We start from the raw sequence: 20,836 nt of genomic DNA, 5'->3' as shown, positions 1-20,836 counted from the left end.
CCGGGCACCGTTCCTCACCCCCCGCCGATCTTTGGTAATGTCTACGACGTCAACGGCACGGCGGCACAGCCCACCGAGCGGAAGACGAGCCCACGTCCGGGTGGCGGAATAGGCAGACGCGCTAGCTTGAGGTGCTAGTCCCCGTATAGGGGGTGGGGGTTCAAGTCCCCCCTCGGACACTCACACAGACCCCAGTTGACCTGGGGTTTTCGTGTTTCCCGGGGCGTTCAGAGGCCCCGTGTGAACAACCGCGTGAACAACGGAAAGGATCTTGCTGGGAGAGTCGGCTCTCTGGGGTCCCCTGGCCCAAGGGGCCAGGGTGATCAGACGAACTTGCTCGGACCCAGCCGGTCCGAGATGTCGGCAGCGAGCCTCGCGCGATGATGCCCTGATCCCGGTCCACCTCCGTCCAGCGAATCCCCAGCGCTTCGCGGGCCTGCACGGACTGCCGGTCGGCGGCCCGCACCCGCAGGCTCGACCGCAAGCTGCGCCACGACGGCGACCACAAATCATCTCTAAGGCCCCCGCTCTCGCATCAAGTCCAACCAGTAGGCCCCCTCCGCGATGCTCGGAGGACCCATTTCGGTTGCCTGCCTGAAGAAACGGGCACGATCAGCCTGCGGGAGAGTCATTCCTTCTTCGATTGCACTGATCAGTTTGCCCCACATACAGCTTTCAAGGCGATACCTCCCTTCCGCGAAGTCCGCCAGGGCTTTTCGACACTCGTGGATCTCGGCAGAGTCAAGGCTTCGCTGTTCGACGATTGCTCTGCGTATCCGCTCGTCAAAGCGTCGCATGGGGTGAATGACAGCGGCAGATGGCAGAGGTGAACCGATGTGGATTCCCCAGCGACTTGCGTTAGCGACAGCGGTCCGGGTCGCCTTCTCATGGTTTGCCATGGTTTCGTCGTACGGGCCGAGGTCGTGACGGGCGTTTCCAGAAGCGCGCGCAAGGTCTTCGTAAACTTGGAGCGTGTCCCTCAGCCACATAGCTGTTGCCACTCTAAGGTCAGCCATCAGTTGCATGACGCTCTCGACGCGCTCGAGGTCACGAACTTCCTGCTCTTTGCGTTGCGCGCGTGCCTGGAGGTGCAGAGGGCCGAAATATGTGGCCAGGCCGCCGACCACAGCTCCAACCAAAGCACCTATTGCGCCAACTAACGCAGTATCCATGAGGTCATAGTTTAGGCGTCCTCAAGCACATCTGGTGCCCTCGAGGTGGTGATCCGTTGACCAATCATCCTGCCCCCTGTCACGCAACTCCTCGGCCTCTTCCACAAGGACCAAGATCGCTCACGCGGATCGATCGGTACCAGCAGGGGCACAACGACGCCCCCTACCTGCCAACGTCGTGGTGCGCGAGCACGCCCAGGAAGCCGTGAACAGCTCACCAACAGCCGCTCAACCAATTTCCACGACGACTTGGACCTGGTCATCACGGGTCTTGACCGAGTGCTCGGGGGACAGGCCGAGCGCAGCCGGGAGACCCGGGAACGGCGCGCCGACCTGTCCCACGAGCGTGCCACGGGCGACAAGGCGGGGGCCGGGTGCCCGCGATCCTGAACTGGCCCGGCGTGTTGCCCGGTCACAGGGTGAGCCGCACGTCGGCGATCACCATGGATTGGACGGCGACGTTCGTCGAGCTGGGAGGAGCCGCCCCCGCCCGGGCACGACGTGTTCTGGCGGATGCGAAGGAGCCGGGCCCTGCGCCGCGACCACTGGAAGTTCTACTACGGCACGATCTCCGGTTCAGGATCGGGCCGACTGAGGCGGGAGTTCTTTCCTGTGCGGATTGTTCCTGTTGGTACTCCAGGACAGAAATGCCGTGTATGTGGAATGCGCGACCGACCACCGGCGCGCGCCCATGCGCGCCGCCCCGCATTCAGGTGTGAATGCCCAGGTGTGCACAACCCCTGGCGCACCCCTCCCGCCGTAACACGACGTTTACAAGAGCGCCGATAACACTCGCGCGTGAAAACCTTGCAGCCCTCTATTCGTGACGCAGAGTGCTTGCTTGAATGCAGACAGTTGTTGGCGCCTTTCGGGGCACGTCTCCTTGGAGGAGTCGTTATGTTCAAGGTCCACCGGTCCATGGCCGTCGCGGTCGCCGCGGTCACCCTCGCTCTCGGCGGCATGACGGCTGGCGGCGCGCAGGCCGCGATGGTCGCCCAGACCGAGCAGTCCGCCACCGTGATCCAGGCCGCCCCCGAGGCTCAGCTCAGGGGCGACCTCATCCTCCACGCGGAGGATCCGGCGAACATCCTGGAACAGAACGAGGCATGGGTGTCACCCAACGGTCGGGCTTCCCTGATCATGCAGGGCGACGGGAACCTGGTGCTCTACTGCGACGGCGAGCCGGTGTGGCAGGCACGCGACGTCTGGCCCAACGGATACGTCGCCGTGTTCCAGAGCGACGGCAACTTCGTCGTGTACGACATCGACGGCAATCCCATCTGGGCGTCGAACACCGCGGGACAGGGCGCCTATCTGGCCGTCCAGAACGACTGCAACGTCGTGATCTACGACCGGAACGGCGTTCCGATCTGGCACACCAACACGGCGTCGTGATCTGCAACGAGAACCGCGTCGTGATACGGGCCGCCGGCGTTCGTCGCTGAGACGCCCCGATCCTGGGAGGTCCGGCCCTTCCCGGACCCGGGCCTCCCGGGATCACCAACAGAGCCATATCGGGGGCACGCACGAGCCTCGCAGCACCTGCCAGGTGCGCCCCTGTCCGAAACGGCTTCGGCGCGGCACCCCACCGGTGTGGTGGGGTGCCGCGCCGAAGCGTTGCCCAGGGGCCCGTGGGCCTGCGCCGTGCGTCAGATGGTGATGCCGTTGGCGGCGAGGTAGTCCACCGGGTTGATGGCGGAGCCGTAGACCGGGGTGGTGCGGACCTCGAAGTGCAGGTGCGGGCCGGTGGAGTTGCCGGTGTTGCCGGACAGGCCGATCCGGTCGCCGGCGCTCACCTTCTGACCAGCGGTGACGGTCATCTCGGAGAGGTGGCCGTACAGGACGTACTTGCCGTCGGCGTTCTGCACGATGACGTTGTTGCCGTAGGAGCTGTCGTAGCTCGCCGAGTAGACGACGCCGTCGCTGACGGTGTCCACGCCGGTGCCGGTGGGGACGGCGAAGTCCTGGCCGGAGTGGGTGCTGGCCCAGTTGCTGCCGGCCTGGGCGAAGGAGGCGCTCAGGGTGTAGGAGCCCTCGATCGGCAGGGCGAAGCCGCTGGTGGCGGTCTTGGCCTCGGCCACGGTCGCCACGGGGGCGGCGGTGGCGTGCGTGGCGGCGAGGGCGGTTCCGGTCATGCCCGCGGTCGCGGCGGCCAGCATCGTCGCGGCGGCAACCGTGCGCGCGGAGGCGCGGCGCAGGCCGCCCAGGGTGGAGGTGATGCGGCCGGTAGCGGTGGTGCGGGTGATCGTCACGAAAGCAACCTTTGTTCGGGGACTCCAGCACCCCGCGGCCGGTGATTCCAGTGGTCCTGGAGGGCGGCGTGGGTGCCGGGGGACCAGGCCCACCACCGTCGCCGGCGCGGACCCCGCCCGCCCCGTCGGCGGCCCTGTGCGGGCTGCCGGGTGGGGCGAACGAGTCCAAGTAGTAACAAGCCGGGCCAGGGCCGCCAAGAGCCCCCAAAACGACGCCGGGTAGTAGCGCGAGGGGCGGGAACAAGGCGGCCGGCAGGCTCGGGCGCACCACGGGGAAGGGGGCGCGGAGAGGGGGATCAGGGCCGGTGGCAGCGGTTCGAACCCGGGGTGAGCTGGGGGTTCGCCGGGTGCCCGGCTCGCACGGTGAACGATTCAACCACTCTCGGGAGCAAACATCCTGGTTTGTCCTGATTTGAGGTTTGGGGCTGTCCTACCGGGCATCGTAGAAGCCTGAAGCCCTGTGAGCACCCTCACCGGGCACCCCCACTCCCCCGTGACCCCCACCACGCCGCGCCCGCGGTGGGGCCCCACCCCGCCGACCTCAGCCGGCCGTGTGCGCGAGGACGGCGGTGGCCAACTCCTCGTGCACCTCCGGCGGCAGCGTGTGGCCCATTCCCGTCACGGTCATGAGCCGCGCCCCCGGGATCCGCTCGGCGATGAACGCGCCGTGGCCCGGCTTGACCGGCTCGTGGGTGCCCTCGATGACCAGCGTGGGGGCCTTCACCTGGTGCAGCACGCCCACCGGCTCGAAGTCCGGCCTGGCCGCCGCGGCCAGGCGGTGGTTGGCCACCGCGGAGAGGTCGCGGGCCCGGTCGTGGATCCGTTCCTGCAGCCGACGCGCCGCGTCCTCGTCGAACGGCAGCCCGCGCCCGTGCAGCAGGCGCTGCTCGGCGATCATCCCGTCGATCCGGGCGCGCCGGTCCTCCAGTGGTGGGGCGGCCATCAGCGCGCGGTAGAAGTCCACGAACTCGGGCGCGGGCTCGGGCAGGCTCCCCTCGGGCTGCGGCTGCCCCATCAGGGCCCGCATGATCACCTGCCCCTCACCGCCACCGAGCGGTGAGGAGCCGATGACGGTCAGCGACCGCACCCGCTCCGGCCGCTCCACCGCGACGAACTGGCCGAGCAGCCCGCCCGCCGAGTGGCCGACCAGGTGGGCGCTCTCCAGGCCGTGGGCGTCCAGCACGCGGTACACGTCGTTCTTGATGTCGTCCCACGTGTACGGCTCGGCCGCGAAGTCGACCGTGTCCGACATGCCGGTGTCCCGGTGGTCGTAGCGGATCACCCGGCGGCCTCCGGCGACGAGGCGGCCGACGAACTCGTCCGGCCACAGGACGCCCTGGGACATCGACCCCATGATCAACAGGATCGGCGCGTCCGTAGCGGCGCCGAACTCCTCACTCCAGATCTTCACCTCATGCATGTCTCAGAGCATGTCGCCTTCGGTTACCGGTGCCTTCTGTAGAACTACTAGTCGCGCCAGTTCCGTACGGGAGCCGATGCCCAGCTTCGGATAGATCTTGTACAGGTGGTACTCCACCGTGCGCGGGCTCAGGAAGAGCCGGGCGGCGATCTGCTTGCTCGACAAGCCGTCCGCGACCAGGCCCGCGATGCGCAGTTCCTGCGGGGTGAGGGCGTCGAGCACGGCCGGCTGGGCCCGCCCGCTCTCACCCGCCGCTCGCAGCTCGGCCTGGGCACGCCTCGCCCACGGGCCCGCGCCCGCCCGCTCGAACGTCTCCCACGCCGTCCGCAGGTGCGCCCGGGCCTCGCCCGGCCGCTGCGCGCGGCGCAGCCGCTCGCCCAGGAGCAGAGCCGTCCTGGCCGCCTCGAAGGGATTGGTGTGCAGCCGCAACGCCTCGCCGAAGGCCTCCTCGGAGGACTCGGTCAGGCCCCGGCAGCGGGCCAGCAGAGCGTGCGCCTCGGGCGTCGCGGCGTGCGCCGACGACCGCTCGTACGCCTCCAGCGCCGCCCGGGCACCCGCCTCGTCGCCCGCGCCCACGGCGGCCTCCACACGGTCCGGGGCCGTCCGCCACACCACGGTGGGATGTCCGGCGCCCGGTCCCGCGGCGGCGATGGCCGTGAAGCGGTCGTGGGCCCTGGCGTGGCGTCCCAGGCACAGCTCGCGGAGCGCCAGCGCGTAGGCGGCGACTCCCGCCCGCAGACCCACCCGATGCGGTACGGCGATGGCCAGCGCCTCGCGGGCCTGCCGTTCGCAGGTCTCCTCCTCGCCGCGCAGCGCCGCCAGCACCGCCAGGTTGGCCAGGTGCGCGGCCACGGTGTTCTCGTAGCCGGCCTCCCGGGCCAGTTCCAGGCCCTCCTCGGAGACGGCCTGACTGTTCGCCAGCCGCCCCGCCAGGCGCTCGGCCGTGGCGACGAACTCCAGCACGACCGGCAACTGCCCGGTCATCCCCGACACCCGGGCCACCCTTCCCGCCCGGTCGACCATCTCGCTCGCCAGGTCCGCCTCACCCAGGTGGCTGGCCGCGGCCGCCGCCCACAGGTACTCCGCCGCCTCCCCCAGTTCGCCGACCCGCGCCAGCGCCCGCCGCAACAGGCCGGGCCCCGCGGCGTCGCCGTCCAGCGTCAGGCCGATCCCGGCGACCGTGTCCCGCAGGAACCCCTCGGGATGCGCTGCCGCCCGCCGCCCGAGCGCGATGATGGCGGCCGGGTCGCCGACGTACGAGGCGGCCTCCGCGGCGTCGGCCAGCATGTCCAGGCTGTCGCCCGCCGCCAGGATCCGCACGGCCTCGGCGGCGTTGCCGGAGTTCAGCTCGAACCGGCCCCGGAGCTGGGCGATCTCCATGGCGAGGCCGGCGTGGGCGCCGGCCAGGTCGCGGGCCTCGGCGAGCAGCGACTCCGCCTGCCCCGGACGGCCACCGAGCCAGGCCGCGACGGCGGCGTCCTTCAGCCGCGTGGCACGGGCGTGCGGCTCGGGGGTCAGCTCGGCGGCCCGGGCCAGGGCGGTGGCGGCGGTGCCGTAGCCTCCGCGATCGCGCGCCCGCTCCGCGGCGGCCACCAGTTCGGCGGCCACGTGCTCGTCCGGGCCCGTGGCGGCTCCGGCCAGGTGCCAGGCGCGGCCGTCGCCCTCCGTCAGCTCGGCCAGCACGGCGTGCACACGGCGTACCTCGGCGGGGGTGGCCGCCTCGTGCACCGCCGCCCGGACGAGCGGATGGCGGAAGCGCACGCGCGTTCCGGCGAGCTGCGCCAGCCCGGACCCCTCCAGCTCCGCCAGGGCCGTTGGCCCGATCCGGCCTTCGGTGTGCTCCGTGTTCTCTCCGGGCGGCAGTGGTTGCCCGGCGGACAACCGGTCGGTGGCGCGCAGGGCCACGTCCAGCTCGGCATCCGTGGCGGCGACCAGAGCGAGGAGCCGGGCCGGAGCGGACAACGCCGCCACCCGGTCGCCGAAGAGCCGGGCACCACCGGGAAGCGGGTCGGGAAGCGGGGCGCGTCCGGCGAGCTGCGCGGGCGTCAGGCGGGCGGCGATCTCGCTCAGGGCGAGTGGGTTCGCGCGGGTCAGCGTGACGAGTTCGCGTGCCACGCCGGGTCGCACACCGTAGCGGGACTTCAGCATCTCGGCCGCCGCGGAGCCGGGCAGGCCACCTACGTCCACCGTCAGCGGCACGCCCTTGACCGGCGCGTCCCCCCGCACGGCGAACAGCATCGCGACGCGTTCCGTGCCCAGCCTCCTGGCGGCGAACAGCAGTGCGTCGGCCGACGCCCGGTCGACCCACTGGAAGTCGTCGACGACGCAGAGCAGCCCGGCCGGAACGGCGGCCTCGGCCAGCAGCGACAGCACGCCGGCGGCCAGCAGGTACCGGTCGCCGTCACCGCCCGTGGCGAGGCCCAGCGCCGCGCGCACGGCGTCGCGCTGGGGTTTTGGCAGCGCGTCCAGCGAGCCGGTCACCGGCCACAGGAGTTGGTGCAGCGCCGCGAACGCGAGGTCGGACTCGGGCTCGACGCCGGTGGCCCGCAGCACGCGCATCGCGCCGGCCCGTGTGGCCGCCGCGTCGAGCAGGGCGGTCTTGCCGGCGCCTGCCTCGCCCCGCAGCAACGCCGCGCCGCCGGAGCCGTCGCGGGCCCGGGCGATCACCTCGTCGAGCGCGCTGATTTCGGCGGATCTTCCGTAGAGCACAAGCGCCCACTGTAGGAGACGTCCACGCCGCACCGGCCGGGGCGACCTGGGTTCGGAGGGGCTGTCGGTGTGGGCGGGGGGTTTGACGGGGGTCCGCGTGCCGGTCATGCTTCGCGGAAGCGTTTACATGGTGCGCCGCCCAGGGAGGTCTGGTGGTTCGTCGTTCCGCCGCCGAGGACGGGCGGGCCCGCCGTACGACGATCCGGGACGTCGCCGAGCACGCCGGGGTCTCCGTCGCCACGGTGTCGCGGATCCTCTCGGGCAGCTACCCCAACTCCCCCGCCACCCGGAACCGGGTGATGCGCGCGGTGCGCGAGCTCGACTACGTGGCGGACGCGCGGGCGCGGGGGCTGGCGCGGGTGCGGCCGAAGAACGTGGCCATCGTGGTGAACTCCGTGCTGTCCCCGCACTACGCCCACGTCGCGCAGGGGGTGCAGGACCAGGCCGCGCGGGAGGGCAGGGTGGTGCTCGTCGGCACCACCGGCGCCGACTCCCAGCGGGAACTGGACATCATCCGGCTGATGCGGGAGCAGCACGCCGAGGCGGTGATCCTGGTCGGCAACATCCTGCCCGACGACGCCTACCGCGCGCGCATGGTGGAGTACGCCCGGGCGCTGGCGCTGGCCGGCTCCCAGCTGGTGCTGTGCGGCCGGCCGTCGCTGGGGCCCGACGTGCCGGCCATCGTGGTGGAGTACGACAACACCGGCGGGGCGTTCGCCATCACCAGCCACCTGATCTCCGCGGGCCACCGCCGCATCCTGTTCCTAGGACGGCGCGCCGGGTTCACCACGCCCGACAGCCGGGTCGCCGGCTACCGCGCGGCACTGGCGGCGCACCGCCTCCCGCACGACGCGGCCCTGGAGGTCGACGGGAGCATGGAGCGCGAGGAGGGCCACCGCATGATGCGCCAGCGGCTGGCGGCCGGCCCGCGCGACTTCACCGCCGTCGTGGCCTGCAACGACCTGATCGCCGCGGGCGCGCGCCAGGCGCTGCTCGAACACGGGCTGCGGGTGCCCGACGACGTCTCGCTGGTCGGTTTCGACGACCTTCCGCCGGCGGCCGACATCGGCCTGACCACGGTTCACGTCCCGCACCAGGAGCTCGGCCGCACCGCCGTCCGACTCGCCCTGGAGGCCGCGGCCCCCGGCACCAGCCAGCACCACATGCTGGGCACGCACATCGTGGTGCGCGACTCCGTCCGCACCGTGCTGGGGGATCCCCCGTCGGCGCCGAGCTGACGTCCCGGGCTCCGACGTCCACCTCCGCGCCGCCGGGGAGGTCCGCCACCTCTCACCATCATTTTCCCAGGGCGCTCGCGTAGCAGCGCGGCCACGGGGCCTCCTCGGCTGTGGTGGGGAGTCAGCAGAAGTTAAAACGCTTGCACAGGTGGGTCAATACCTCTGCGACGTCTTTCGCCGACAGAGGTCACCCGGGCCGCACGGGGGCCCGGGCGGGGTGGTGCTCAGGCCCGCAGGCGCGCGGCCTCGGCCGAGACGGCGTGCCGCGGGGCCAGTCCGAGGGCGAGGCGCCGCAGCTCGTGCACCACGAGTCGTCCCATCGCGCGGCGCTCGCCGCCCACCGTGCCGGCGACGTGCCCGGTGAGCGTGACGTTCGGCAGGGAGTACAGCGGCGATCCCGGCGCCGGCGGCTCCTCGGTCGTCACGTCCAGCACGGCGAACAGGTCCGGCCGCTCCAGGAGCACCTCGATCATGGCCTCCTCGTCGACCACCGCCCCGCGCGCGGTGTTGATCAGCGTGGCGCCGTGGGGCAGCGCACGCAGCAGGTCGCCGGTGACCAGCTTCTCCGTCCGGCCCGGAATGAGCGGGGTGTGGATGCTCAGCACTCGGGAGGCGCGGGCGAGCTCGCGCAGGCCGGCCACCCGGGTCACCCCCTCCGCGCGGAAGGCGCCGTCGTCCTGGAAGGGGTCCCAGGCGAGGACCTCCGCGTCCAGCCGGCGCAGTCGCCGCGCGACCTTCCGGGCGGTCGAGCCGAAGGACACCAGCCCGACGCTCTGGCCGTAGATCCCCGGCACCGCCTCCAGCGGCGGGAGCGCGCCGGTCTCGGCGATGTGCCGCGACCGGCGGTGAACGTCCTTGAGCGCCAGCACCACGTGCGCGTAGACGAACTCGGCGACGGGCTCGTTGTTGGCGTCGGCGGCCGAGACGACGACCAGGCCGCGCTCCCAGACGGCGTCGCTGACCAGCTTGCGGACCGAGCCGGCGGCATGGAGCACGGTGCGCAGCGCCGGCAGCTCGTCGAGCACCTCCGCGGTCAGCCGCGGCGCTCCCCACGAGGTGACCAGCACCTCCACCTCACCCCGCCGCGGGTGGGTCAGCAGCGCGCGGCCGCTGGGACACTCGGCCACCAGGTCAGCCGTACGGGCCAGTTCCTCCGATTCGGCGCGGCCGAACAGCTCGTCACGCAGGCCGGGAGCCAGCACGACAGCGGTCGGCGGGCGGCGCGGCGAAGGGTCCGACGTCACGTTGGGTTCTCCTCCTGAAGTCGCAGGCACGTACGGTCGATTGATCGGAAGAATCGACGATGATGCGCCATCAGCGCACACAATCGCACACACCGTCCATCATCGTCCATCGAACCGCGGCAGCCCGGAGGTGGCGTCACCCAGGGCGTTCGTCCTGGTTAGCAGCGGTTTCTTCGGGTCCCGGAGCTTCGGTGAGGGGGTGGGATGCCCAAGTCGCCTCTGGTCAGACTCTGGTTTGCGTGATCGAACCAGTGTAAATATGTGTGTCCGTTGATGATGCCGTCAGAAGGCGGGCGTTCACGGTCACGTGGCGCCCGCCGCGCCCTCGGACTCCCCCTCTCCGGTGTCCCCCGTGGACCGCACGCGGGTGCCCTCCCCTTCGCGCCCGCCGACCAGTCGGCGGGGCGCGTGGCCGCCTCTCATCCCCAAGGAGTCGAACACCGTGGTCCACCTCAGTCGTCGCACCGTGCTGGCCTCGGCCGCCGGTGGTGCCGCCGCCGCCCTCCTGGCCAGCCAGGTGAGCCAGGCCCACGCCGAGACCGCACCGCCCGCCGCCCTCCCGGAACTGAATGGTCATGACCCTGTCCAGCTGCGGTGGCTGGAGGGCGGCACGCCGGCCGAACTCGCCGCCGGGACCACCTGGGGAGTGCCGTGGCCCCGCGGCGCCTTCGCCCCCGACCAGGAGTTCTCGCTGACCACGGCGTCGGGCGAGCGGGTTCCGGTGCAGAGCTGGCCCACCGGCTGGTGGCCGGACGGCTCGGTGAAGTGGACGGCCCACGCCGTCAGCTCGGCCGCCCCGCGCGGCGAGAGCTACCGTCTGGAGGCGGGCCCGGCCACCAGACCCGCGACGCCCCTGACCGTCCGCAGCAGCGGTGGCGAGATCGTCGTGGACACCGGCGTGGTCCAGGTGGTCTTCGGCCGCACCGGGGACCAGGTCGTCAAGTCCATGACGCGCGGCGGCACCGTCATCGCCCGGGCCGGACGGCTGGTCGCCTCCCGCCAGGACCAGCCGAGCGGCGACGGCGCCACCGTGGTCAAGTCCGAGTCCTTCACCGGCTTCGTGGACTCGGCGCACGTCGAGCAGAGCGGCCCCGTCCGCGCCGTGATCAAGGTGGAGGGCAAGCACCGCAAGGGCCGGCGCTCCTGGCTCCCCTTCGTCGTGCGGTTCTACCTGTACGCGGGCTCCGACGCCCTCCGCGTGGTGCACACCTTCATGTACGACGGGAACGAGCAGAAGGACTTCATCAACGGGCTCGGCGTGCGGTTCGCGGTGCCGATGCGCGGCGAACCGCACGACCGGCACGTCCGCTTCGCCGGCGAGGGCGACGGCGTGCTCGCCGAGGCCGTGCGCGGCATCACCGGGCTGCGGCGCGACCCCGGAGCGGCGGTCCGGACCGCGCAGTACGAGGGCCGGGCGACGCCCGACACCAGCACCTGGGACACCCGGGTCTCCTCACGCCTGCACCTGATCCCCACCTTCGGCGACTACAGCCTGCGCCAGCTCAACGCGCACGGCTTCGAGATCCACAAGCGCACCAAGCAGGGCCACTCGTGGCTCCGGGTCGACGGCGGACGCCGGGCGGAGGGACTGGCCTACGTGGGCTCCCCCACCGGCGGGCTGGCCTTCGGCATGCGCGACTTCTGGAAGCTGCACCCGACCGAGCTGGAGATCAGCGGAGCCGCCGGCGACGAGGCCCAGGCCACCGTCTGGATGTGGTCGCCCCGCGCGGGCGCGATGGACCTGCGCTTCTACCACGACGGCCTCGGCCAGGACACCTACCCCGAGCAGCTCGAAGGGCTGGAGATCACCTACGAGGACTACGAGCCCGGCTTCGGCACCCCGTACGGCGTCGCCCGCACCACCGAGCTGACGTTCTGGGCGCTGGAGGCCACCCCGACCGCCCAGCGCTTCACCGAACTCGCCGCGGCCAACGCCACGCCGCCGCTGCTGGTGGCGAGCCCCCAGCACACCAGCTCGGCCGGGGTGTTCGGCTCCTGGAGCCCGGTGGACCGTTCCAGCGCCGCCAAGCGGGAGCTGGAGGACAAGCTGGACCTGATGCACCGCTTCCACCGGGAGCAGGTCGACCAGCGCTCCTGGTACGGCTTCTGGGACTACGGCGACATCATGCACAGCTACGACGGGGACCGCCACACCTGGCGCTACGACATCGGCGGCTACGCCTGGGACAACTCCGAACTCTCCACCGACCTGTGGCTGTGGTACCACTACCTGCGCACCGGGGACGCCCAGGCGTTCCGGTTCGCCGAGGCGATGACCCGGCACACCGGCGAGGTCGACGTCTACCACCTTGGCGAGTGGCGGGGCCTGGGCACCCGGCACGGCGTCCAGCACTGGGGCGACAGCGCCAAGCAGGTCCGGATCAGCAACGCCGGCTACCGGCGGTTCTACTACTTCCTCACCGCGGACGAACGCGTCGGCGACCTGCTGCACGAACTGGTCGACTCCGACCGGAGCTTCCTCGTCCTCGACCCGTCACGCAAGATCAGGGAGGGGGAGTACGACCCCGATCCGCGGGCGCTCGCGGTGGGCAGGACCACCGACTGGGGCGCGCTGGCCATGGCCTGGCTCGCCGAGTGGGAACGCAACGGCGACCCGCGGGCCCGGGAGAAGCTGGTCAACGGCGCCACCACGATCGCCGCGCTGCCCAACGGCTGGGCGCAGGGCGGGGACATCACGTACAACCTGTACGACGGCCGGTTCTCGGCGACCACCGAACGGAGCGTGTCCATCGGGAGCCTGAGCTCGGTGTTCGGTCTGATCGAGGTCATGACCGAGTTGCTCGACCTGATCGACGACGCCCGGGTGAAGGCCAAGTGGGTGGAGTTCTGCCGGCTCTACAACGCGACCAGGGCCGAACAGCGCGAGGCCACCGGGTCGGACTGGGGCAGCCTCAACCTGCGTCAGGCCTACTCCCGGGCCACCGCCTACGCCGCGGTGCAACTGGACGACGACGGCCTCGCCGAGCGCGCCTGGCGGGAGCTGCGCACGGGGCACGCGGGCTACCCCCACGACCACCCGTTCACCTCGACCCGCATCGAGGGACCGGCCGTGCTCAACCCCGTCGACGAGGCGGACCTCTCCACCAACGCGAGCGCGCAGTTCGGTCTGGCGGCCATCCAGTGCCTGGCGCTGGTCGGCGACCACATCGAGTAGGGCCCCGGGGCGAGGCGCCCGCCGCGGGCGCCTCGCCGAACCGCCCGCCCCGGGCAGGCCGTGTGCGGCCTGCCCGGGGCGGGGCGGGTTCGGCGGGTGGATCCCGGCGGATCAGCCGCGCCGAAGCGGGCCCTGGCTGTAAGCGTTTTAATTCCGATGGCCCAGTGCATACACACTGGCGATCACCTCACTACAGCGAGGAATCCCGCCAGTGACCCAAGTCGGCCTACTGACACGGCAGAACGGAACTCCGAACCTCTTGTCGTGAACCTGGCGACATGCTTCCATCCCACTGCAAGCGTTTTAACTCTTCTGTGGCCCTGCGCGGCCCGAGTCCTGGCGTCCCGCCGGCTGGGACCGCGGCGATCCGCGTCACCGCACGCACCCGGAACGAGGACGAGGTGGTCTTCATGCACAGCAAACAGAGGTGGCGCGCCCCACGCCGGGTGGCCACCGTTCCGGCGGCCCTGGCCGTCGCGCTCGCACTGGTCGCCGGTGCCACCCAGACGAGCGCCGCCTCCGCGCCGGCCGCCGGCGCGGCCCCGGCGGGCGACGTGGCGGTGGCAGCCGGTCGTCCGATGGAGGACCTGGACCGCGGGGTCGTCGCCGTGCGCTCCAGCGGCACCGAGGTCCTGGTGTCGTGGCGGCTGCTGGGTCTCGACCCGGCCGGAATCGGCTTCAACGTCTACCGGTCCACCGCCGGCGGCAGCTGGGTCAAGCTCAACTCCAGCGCGCTGACCCGGGGAACCAACTACCGCGACACCGGGGCCGACCTGACCCGGGAGAACCGGTACCGGGTCGCGCCGGTCGTCGGCGGCGTGGAGCAGGCGCCCAGCAGGGCCTTCACACTGACGGCCAACCACGCCCAGGAGCCGGCGGTCCGCGTGCCGCTGCGTCCCGGCGGCCCGGTCAAGTTCGTCTGGGTCGGCGACCTCGACGGTGACGGCGCCTACGACTACGTCCTGGACCGGCAGACCTCCCCGCAGAAACTGGAGGCGTACCGGAGCGACGGGCGGTTCCTGTGGGAAGTCGACATGGGGCCGAACAGCGTGGACCAGGACAACATCGAGGGTGGCTCGTCCACCATCGACGTGGGCCACTGGGACGGCGTCACCGTCTACGACCTCGACAGCGACGGCCGCGCCGAGGTCGCCGTGCGGATCGCCAACGGGGTGGTCCTCGGCGACGGCACCACGTTCCGGCACAGCGACGACAACCGCCAGTTCATCGCCGTTCTCGACGGCCTGACCGGAGCGGCTCGGGCCACCGCCCCGGTGCCGACCGACTACCTGTCCGACGGTCCGATGTACGCCCGGTTCGGGGTGGGGTACCTCGACGGCGTCACGCCCAGCCTCGTCGCCTTCATGAAGAACCGGCAGGGCGAGGGGGACTTCAACCTGATGTTCACCGCCTGGCGTTTCAACGGCCAGTCGGTGACCAACCAGTGGAAGTGGCTGCGCGGCGGCGCGAACCACGCGGACGGGCACAACACCCGCATCATCGACGTCGACGGCGACGGCCGGGACGAGATCGCCGAGATCGGGTTCGTCCTCAACGGCGACGGGACCCTGCGCTACTCGCTGGCCGACGAGGGAGTCGTGCACGGCGACCGCTTCCACATCGCCGACATGGACCCCAGCCGCCCCGGGCTGGAGGGCTACGGCGTGCAGCAGAACAACCCCAGCGGGCTGCGCGAGTACTACTACGGAGCCGGGAACGGCACCATGCTCTGGCGGCACGTCGAGGACGGCACCGGCGACGTGGGGCGCGGCATGGCCGGCGACATCGACCCGCGCTTCCCCGGCATGGAGGTCTGGTCCTTCTCCGGCGTCTACAACGCGGGCAGCAACCGGCTCACCGAGCCGAACACCGACCTGGCCCCCTGGCCGCACCTGGGCCTGTGGTGGGACGGCGACCTCGGCATGGAACTGCTCAACGACGGCAAGATCGAGAAGTGGGACCCGGCCAACCCCACCCCCAGCAACAGCCTGCCGAGGCTGCTCACCCTCTCGCACTACGGCGCGGTCAACGCCAGTGGCGGTCGCAACCCCACACTGGTCGGCGACCTCTTCGGCGACTGGCGCGAGGAGGCCGTCTACACCAACGCCGCCCAGGACGAACTGATCATCTTCACCACGAACCGGCCGACCGACACCAGGCTGTACACGCTCGCCCACAACCCCGCCTATCGCAACGCCATGACCCTCAAGGGCTACGTGCAGTCCCACCACGTGGACTACTTCCTCGGCCACGGCATGACCCGGCCCCCGACGCCCAACATCACCTACGCGGGGTGATCGACTCCCCGTTTCCCGGCCATCCCGCCCCGGCCCCCCGGTCTCCCCGCCGGCGGGGGGCCGGGGTGTTCGTGAGCAGGGCACGGCGACACTCCGCCGGCGGAAATGGCGGGAGAACTCCGCCGTGCGTTCACCCTTGACGGCCTGTTAACGCGTTGGAATACTTCCCGACCAATTAGAAAGCGCTTGCCCCGCGACGTTCCCCGTTACCCCGGCCCCCGGTCCATTCGGCGGGCATGTCCTTTTACGGCCAAGAAATGAATCGTTTCAGAATCGATCTGCGGCAGGAACAGCGTCTGGGCAGGCCTCGCACTCGGCACGGAGGAGTTTCAGGGATGGGCGGAACAGCGGAGCCGGCGACCGCGCGGCGACGCGGACCCAACGGGTTCCGAACGGCGTTCGTGGGCCTGTGCGCCGCCGCCACCACGGCGGCCGGGCTGGCACTGCCCGCCGCCGCGACGGCGGCCGACGCCGGGGCGGACGCCCCGACGGTCTACATCGCCAGCGACTCCACGGCGCAGACCTACGACTCCTACTACGCGCCCCAGACGGGCTGGGGCCAGGTGATCGACCAGTTCTTCTCCGACGACGTCACCATCGCCAACCACGCCATCGGCGGCCGGAGCTCACGCAGTTTCATCGAGGAGGGGCGGCTGGACGCCATCCTCGACGAGATCCAGCCCGGCGACTACCTCCTGGTGCAGTTCGGCCACAACGACGGCACCGTCAGCCGCCCCGAGCGGTACACGCCGCCCGAGGACTACAAGGAGTACCTGCGCGAGGACTACATCGCGGGAGCGCTCGCACGCGGCGCCACGCCCGTGGTGGTGACGCCGGTCTCCCGGCGGACCTTCGACGTGCGGACCGAGAGCTACGCCCCGTCGTTCCCCGCCTACGAGCAGAAGGCGATCGAGGTCGCCGCCGAGGAGAACGTCCCGCTGATCGACCTCGCCGCCAGCAGCCGGGCGTTCCTGGACTCCATCGGGGACCAGGAGGCCAGGTCGGTCTTCCTGCACGTCCCCCCGGGGGTGTACCCGAACCGGCCGAACGGCACCATCGACGACACCCACTTCCAGGAGTACGGCGCCACCGAGGTGGCCCGCCTGATCGCCGAGGACATCGCCGCCCTCGACCTGCCGCTCTCGCGGTACGTCGACCTCCCCCGGACCCCGCGCAAGCCCGGCCGGCCCGCCGCGCCGACGGCCGCCCTCGTCTCGCACGACGGTGCCCGGCTGACCTGGGACGCCGTCCCGGGCGCCGAGCTGTACCGGGTCCAGGCGCGGAAGAAGGGCGACGAGTCCTCCGAGTTCGCCACGATCGCCTCCTCCCCCATCCCGCTGGCCGACCTGCGCGGGCTGGCGGAGAGCACCCGCTACGAGCTGCGGGTGCTCGCGGTCAACGCCAGGGGGGAGTCGGTGCCCTCCCCGAAGCTGCTGGTCACCACCCGTGAGGCGGACCGGCGCTACGACTTCGGCCCGGCCGGCGCTCCGCTGGCCGAGGGCTACGCGGAGGTGACGCCGGAGACGGTCCACACGCCCGAGCTCGGCTACGGCTTCACCGCCCCCGCGGGTCTGACCGCCGGCGACAGCGGCCCGGTCGCCGACGCGCTGGCGCGGGACTACGTGGTCTTCCCGGGCGGCTCCCACGAGTTCGCCGTGGACGTGCCGAACGGCACGTACGCGGTGACCGCCTACCTCGGCGACGCGGCGGCCACCGCCGCGCGCACCGGCTTCATCCTCGAAGGCGGCGACCGGGGACAGGTCATCCCCGCCCACACCCAGGTCGCCCAGCACACGTTCCCCCTGGTCCAGGTGCGGGACGGCCGGCTGAGCGTGGTGCTGTACGGCGCCTCCGCCCATCTCAACGGCCTGGAACTGAGTCGGGTCGGCGACTGACCCCGGCGTTCACGACCGACACGAAGGAGCGACTGATGGACACGACGACCACCCGACCACCGACCGCGGAGCGCGGCCGGCGCCGACACAGACCCCTGCTCGCCACGCTGGCCGCGGCGGCCTGCGCGGCGGCCGGGCTGCTGGCGGCCCCGGCCCCGGCGGTGGCGGACGACGGGATCACGGTGTACCTCGCCGGCGACTCCACGGTGCAGACCTACGACCCCTACTGGGCGCCCCAGGCCGGATGGGGCCAGATGCTCGACCGCTACCTCACGGACGACGTGACCGTGGAGAACCACGCCATCGGCGGCCGCAGCTCGCGCAGCTTCGTCGAGCAGGGCCGGCTGGACGCGATCCTCGACGAGATCCAGCCGGGCGACTACCTCTTCGTCCAGTTCGGCCACAACGACGCCAGCGTCAACATCCCGGAGCGCTACACCTCGCCGGAGGACTACAAGGAGTACCTCCGCGACGACTACATCGCCGGCGCGCGCGAGCGCGGCGCCATCCCGGTCATCGTCACGCCCGTCTCCCGGCGGTCCTTCAACGCGGAGACCGGGCGGTTCAACGTCTCCTTCCCGACGTACGTCCAGGCGGCGACCGAGGTGGCCGCCGAGGAGAACGTGCCGCTGGTGGACCTGTCCGCCTCCAGCCGCGCCTACCTCGACGGGATCGGTCCGGAGGAGGCCAAGTCGGTCTTCCTGCACGTTCCGGCCGGCGTCTACCCGAACCGGCCGAACGGCACCGTCGACGACACCCACTTCCAGGAGTACGGCGCCATCCAGATGGCCCGCCTCGTCGCCCAGGACGTCTCCGGGCTGGACACGCCGCTGGCCCGGCACGTCGTCAACACCGCGCCGCCCACCAAGGTACCGGCCAAGCCCGCCGGGCTGACCGCACAGACCGTCACCAACGAGGGCGCGCGGCTGACCTGGGACCCGGTGCCCGGCGCCGACATCTACCGGATCCAGAAGAAGGAGAAGTACGCGCCGGACGCCGAGTTCACCCTGGCGGCGACCTCCACCATCCCGCTGACCGACATCGGCGGCCTCGCCGAGGGGACCGCGTACGAGCTGCGGGTGATCGCCGTGAACGGCGCCGGCGAGTCGGCCCCCTCGGCCAAGCTGCTGACCACCACGCGGGTGCCGGACCACCGGTACGACTTCGGCCCGGCCGGCAGCCCGGTGGACGCGCGGTTCACCGAGGTCACCCCGGCCACGCTCTACACCCCGGAGCGCGGTTACGGCTTCGCCGACACCACCGGCATGATCAGCCGGGACCGCGGCGACGCGCTCGGCGACGTCCAGCGGGACTTCGTGGCCCACTTCGGCGGGAGCTACCAGTTCTCCGCCGACGTCCCCGACGGCCGCTACGCGGTGACCGCCCACGTGGGCGACCTGCTGGGCACGGCCCGGAGCGACTTCTCCATCGAGGGCGTCTCCCACGGCCAGCTCTCCAGCAGCCGGTCGGTCGTCACGCGCACCTTCAGCGGCATCGAGGTGCGCGACGGGCGGCTGGACGTCGTGGTCTCCGGCCAGACCGCCCACCTGAACGGCCTGGAGCTGACCAGGATCGGCGACCTGCCGTAACGCCCGCTTCCGCGCGCCGTCACGGTGCCCGGCCCGCGCGGGCCGGGCACCGTGACGGACCGTCAGTGCCCGGCGCCGGCCGGTGCGCGCCCGGCCGCGCGGTCGGCATCCGCGCGGCCGGCCGTGGCGGCGGCCGTGTGCGAGCCCGCCACGACCCGGCTGGTGCTCCGGGCGCGCCGGCCCAGGTGGGCGGCGAGGAACGACAGCAGCAGCGCGGATCCGGAGAGCAGGGCGCCGACCCAGTTCGGCGCGGTGTACCCGTGGCCCGCGGCGATGACGACGCCGCCGAGCCAGGCCGCGAGGGCGTTGCCGAGGTTGAAGGCGCCGATGTTGGCGGCGGAGGCCAGGGTGGGGGCGGCGGCGGCCTGGTCGAGCACCCACTTCTGCAGCGGCGGCACGGTGGCGAAGCCCAGGGCGCCGATCAGCGTCAGCGTGACCGCGGCGAGCACCTGGTGGCGGGCGGTGACGGTGAACAGCAGCAGGGTGAGGGAGAGCGCGCCGAGCGAGGTGAACAGCAGCGGCATCAGGGCCCGGTCGGCGAACCGGCCGCCGAGCAGGTTCCCGAGGAACATGCCGAGGCCGAACAGCACGAGCAGCCAGGTGACCGCCGCCTCGTCGTAGCCGGCGACCTCGGTCATCATCGGGGTGACGTAGGTGATCGCGGCGAACACACCGCCGTAGCCGAGGACGGTCATCGCCATGGCGAGCCAGACCTGCACGTTGCGGAAGGCGGCGAACTCGCCGCGCACGCTCCCGGTCTCCGGCCGCCCCGTCTCGGGTACCAGCCTGGCCACGCCGAGCAGGCCGACCACGCCGAGCGCGGCCACGATGGCGAAGGTGACCCGCCAGCCGGCGGCCTGCCCGATGTGGGTGCCGCCCGGGACGCCGACGACGTTGGCCACGGTCAGGCCCGTGAACATCAGCGAGATGGCCGAGGCCTTCCGCTCGGGGGCGACCAGGTCGGCGGCGACCACGGAGCCGATGCCGAAGAACGCGCCGTGCGCCAGCGAGGCGACGACGCGGCCGGCGAGCATGGCGCCGAACGTGGGGGCGGCGGCGGACAGGGCGTTGCCCGCGACGAACAGGCCCATGAGGAACATGAGCATCTTCTTGCGGGACACCCGGGTGCCCAGCACGGTCAGCAGCGGGGCACCGAGGACGACACCGAGGGCGTAGCCCGAGACCAGCCAGCCGGCGGTGGGGATGGACACCCCGAAGTCGTCCGCGACCTGGGGCAGCACACCCATGATGACGAACTCGGTGGTGCCGATCCCGAAGGCCCCGATGGCCAGGGCCAGCAGCGCGAGAGGCATGCGAAGACCTTCCAAGTCATTGCTTCAAAGCTTTGCGAGCGGCCACAATAATTGCACACGACGGATATCGGCAAACGAGGGCTACCTGGGAGAGGGCCGCACGGCAGGGATCGCCCCGGGCACCCGCGTACGATCGAATGCCGATATCGGTTTCGTCACTGCCCGGCGGGCGGTGTGGAGGTGGGGCGGGTGCGGGAGTTCCAGCGGGGGGCGGTGCGGCTGCACATCCTGCACCACGCCGCCGAGGAGGAGATCCACGGCGCGTGGATGACCGCGGAGCTCGCCCGGCACGGCTACCGGATCAGCCCCGGAACCCTGTACCCGACGCTGCACCGGCTGGAGGCGGACGGCCTGCTGGTCTCCGAACAGCGGGTGGTGGACGGCCGGGTGCGGCGGGTTTACCGGGCCACCGAGGCCGGCCGGCAGGCGTTGGCCGAGGACCGCAGGGCGCTGGCCGAGCTGGCCCGCGAGGTCCTCGGCGACGACGACGGCGACGACGCCCCGTAGCGGCGCCGGTCGACGGGCGGCAGTC

12 protein-coding genes and 1 tRNA gene are annotated in these 20,836 nt (G+C 71.7%); 8 read left to right on the top strand and 5 right to left on the bottom strand.

What is annotated here, in order from left to right; genetic code table 11:
• Window positions 1-94 precede the first annotated feature (94 nt).
• A tRNA-Leu gene (locus tag FHU37_RS04495) sits at window positions 95-179 on the top strand.
• 1,890 nt (window positions 180-2,069) lie between these two features.
• Window positions 2,070-2,567 (top strand): hypothetical protein, encoded by a 498-nt coding sequence (locus FHU37_RS04490; protein ID WP_246449557.1) that lies wholly within the window; start codon window positions 2,070-2,072, stop codon window positions 2,565-2,567.
• Between the two features lie 254 nt (window positions 2,568-2,821).
• On the opposite strand, the gene FHU37_RS04485 is transcribed toward FHU37_RS04490, so the two are convergent.
• The 3 genes from FHU37_RS04485 to FHU37_RS28860 form a co-directional block, all read right to left on the bottom strand.
• Window positions 2,822-3,424 (bottom strand): M23 family metallopeptidase, encoded by a 603-nt coding sequence (locus FHU37_RS04485; RefSeq protein ID WP_179812925.1) that lies wholly within the window; start codon window positions 3,422-3,424, stop codon window positions 2,822-2,824.
• A 541-nt stretch (window positions 3,425-3,965) separates the two neighbouring features.
• The gene (locus tag FHU37_RS04480; RefSeq protein ID WP_179812924.1) at window positions 3,966-4,844 is read right to left on the bottom strand and encodes an alpha/beta hydrolase; all 879 of its coding nucleotides are present in this window, start codon (window positions 4,842-4,844) and stop codon (window positions 3,966-3,968) included.
• Window positions 4,845-4,847: 3 nt separating this feature from the next.
• Window positions 4,848-7,553 carry a helix-turn-helix transcriptional regulator gene (locus tag FHU37_RS28860; protein WP_179812923.1) on the bottom strand — a complete coding sequence of 902 codons (2,706 nt, stop codon included), beginning with the start codon at window positions 7,551-7,553 and terminating at the stop codon, window positions 4,848-4,850.
• A 152-nt stretch (window positions 7,554-7,705) separates the two neighbouring features.
• Between FHU37_RS28860 and FHU37_RS04470 the strand changes: the two genes are divergently transcribed.
• A complete protein-coding gene (locus FHU37_RS04470) occupies window positions 7,706-8,791 on the top strand; it encodes a LacI family DNA-binding transcriptional regulator (protein WP_179812922.1) in 1,086 nt (361 codons plus the stop codon).
• 224 nt (window positions 8,792-9,015) lie between these two features.
• Here FHU37_RS04470 and FHU37_RS04465 read toward each other — a convergent pair whose 3' ends face one another.
• A complete protein-coding gene (locus tag FHU37_RS04465) occupies window positions 9,016-10,035 on the bottom strand; it encodes a hydroxyacid dehydrogenase (RefSeq protein WP_179812921.1) in 1,020 nt (339 codons plus the stop codon).
• A gap of 442 nt (window positions 10,036-10,477) precedes the next feature.
• Here FHU37_RS04465 and FHU37_RS04460 point away from each other — a divergent pair, with 442 nt between their 5' ends.
• The 4 genes from FHU37_RS04460 (at window position 10,478) to FHU37_RS04445 (ending at window position 18,991) form a co-directional block, all read left to right on the top strand.
• Entirely contained in the window at window positions 10,478-13,210 is a 2,733-nt protein-coding gene (locus tag FHU37_RS04460) for an exo-rhamnogalacturonan lyase family protein (RefSeq protein ID WP_179812920.1), read from the top strand.
• Between the two features lie 410 nt (window positions 13,211-13,620).
• Window positions 13,621-15,507: a rhamnogalacturonan lyase family protein gene (locus FHU37_RS04455; RefSeq protein ID WP_179812919.1), complete on the top strand. Its 1,887-nt coding sequence runs from the start codon at window positions 13,621-13,623 to the stop codon at window positions 15,505-15,507.
• 335 nt (window positions 15,508-15,842) lie between these two features.
• Window positions 15,843-17,402, top strand: a complete 1,560-nt coding sequence (locus FHU37_RS04450) for a GDSL-type esterase/lipase family protein (RefSeq protein ID WP_179812918.1) — start codon at window positions 15,843-15,845, stop codon at window positions 17,400-17,402.
• A gap of 35 nt (window positions 17,403-17,437) precedes the next feature.
• The gene (locus FHU37_RS04445; RefSeq protein ID WP_179812917.1) at window positions 17,438-18,991 is read left to right on the top strand and encodes an SGNH/GDSL hydrolase family protein; all 1,554 of its coding nucleotides are present in this window, start codon (window positions 17,438-17,440) and stop codon (window positions 18,989-18,991) included.
• Window positions 18,992-19,053: 62 nt separating this feature from the next.
• Here the strand turns inward: FHU37_RS04445 and FHU37_RS04440 are convergent, their stop codons facing one another.
• On the bottom strand, window positions 19,054-20,304 hold the full coding sequence (locus FHU37_RS04440) for an MFS transporter (protein WP_179812916.1): 1,251 nt from the start codon (window positions 20,302-20,304) through the stop codon (window positions 19,054-19,056).
• 189 nt (window positions 20,305-20,493) lie between these two features.
• Between FHU37_RS04440 and FHU37_RS04435 the strand changes: the two genes are divergently transcribed.
• Entirely contained in the window at window positions 20,494-20,811 is a 318-nt protein-coding gene (locus FHU37_RS04435) for an Rv3488 family transcriptional regulator (RefSeq protein ID WP_179812915.1), read from the top strand.
• Window positions 20,812-20,836 lie beyond the last annotated feature (25 nt).

The sequence above is a fragment of the Allostreptomyces psammosilenae genome, assembly GCF_013407765.1.
Taxonomy (GTDB): domain Bacteria; phylum Actinomycetota; class Actinomycetes; order Streptomycetales; family Streptomycetaceae; genus Allostreptomyces; species Allostreptomyces psammosilenae.
The sequence above is the reverse complement of the archived record's forward strand: the minus strand, read 5'-3'. Positions and strand labels throughout refer to the sequence as shown.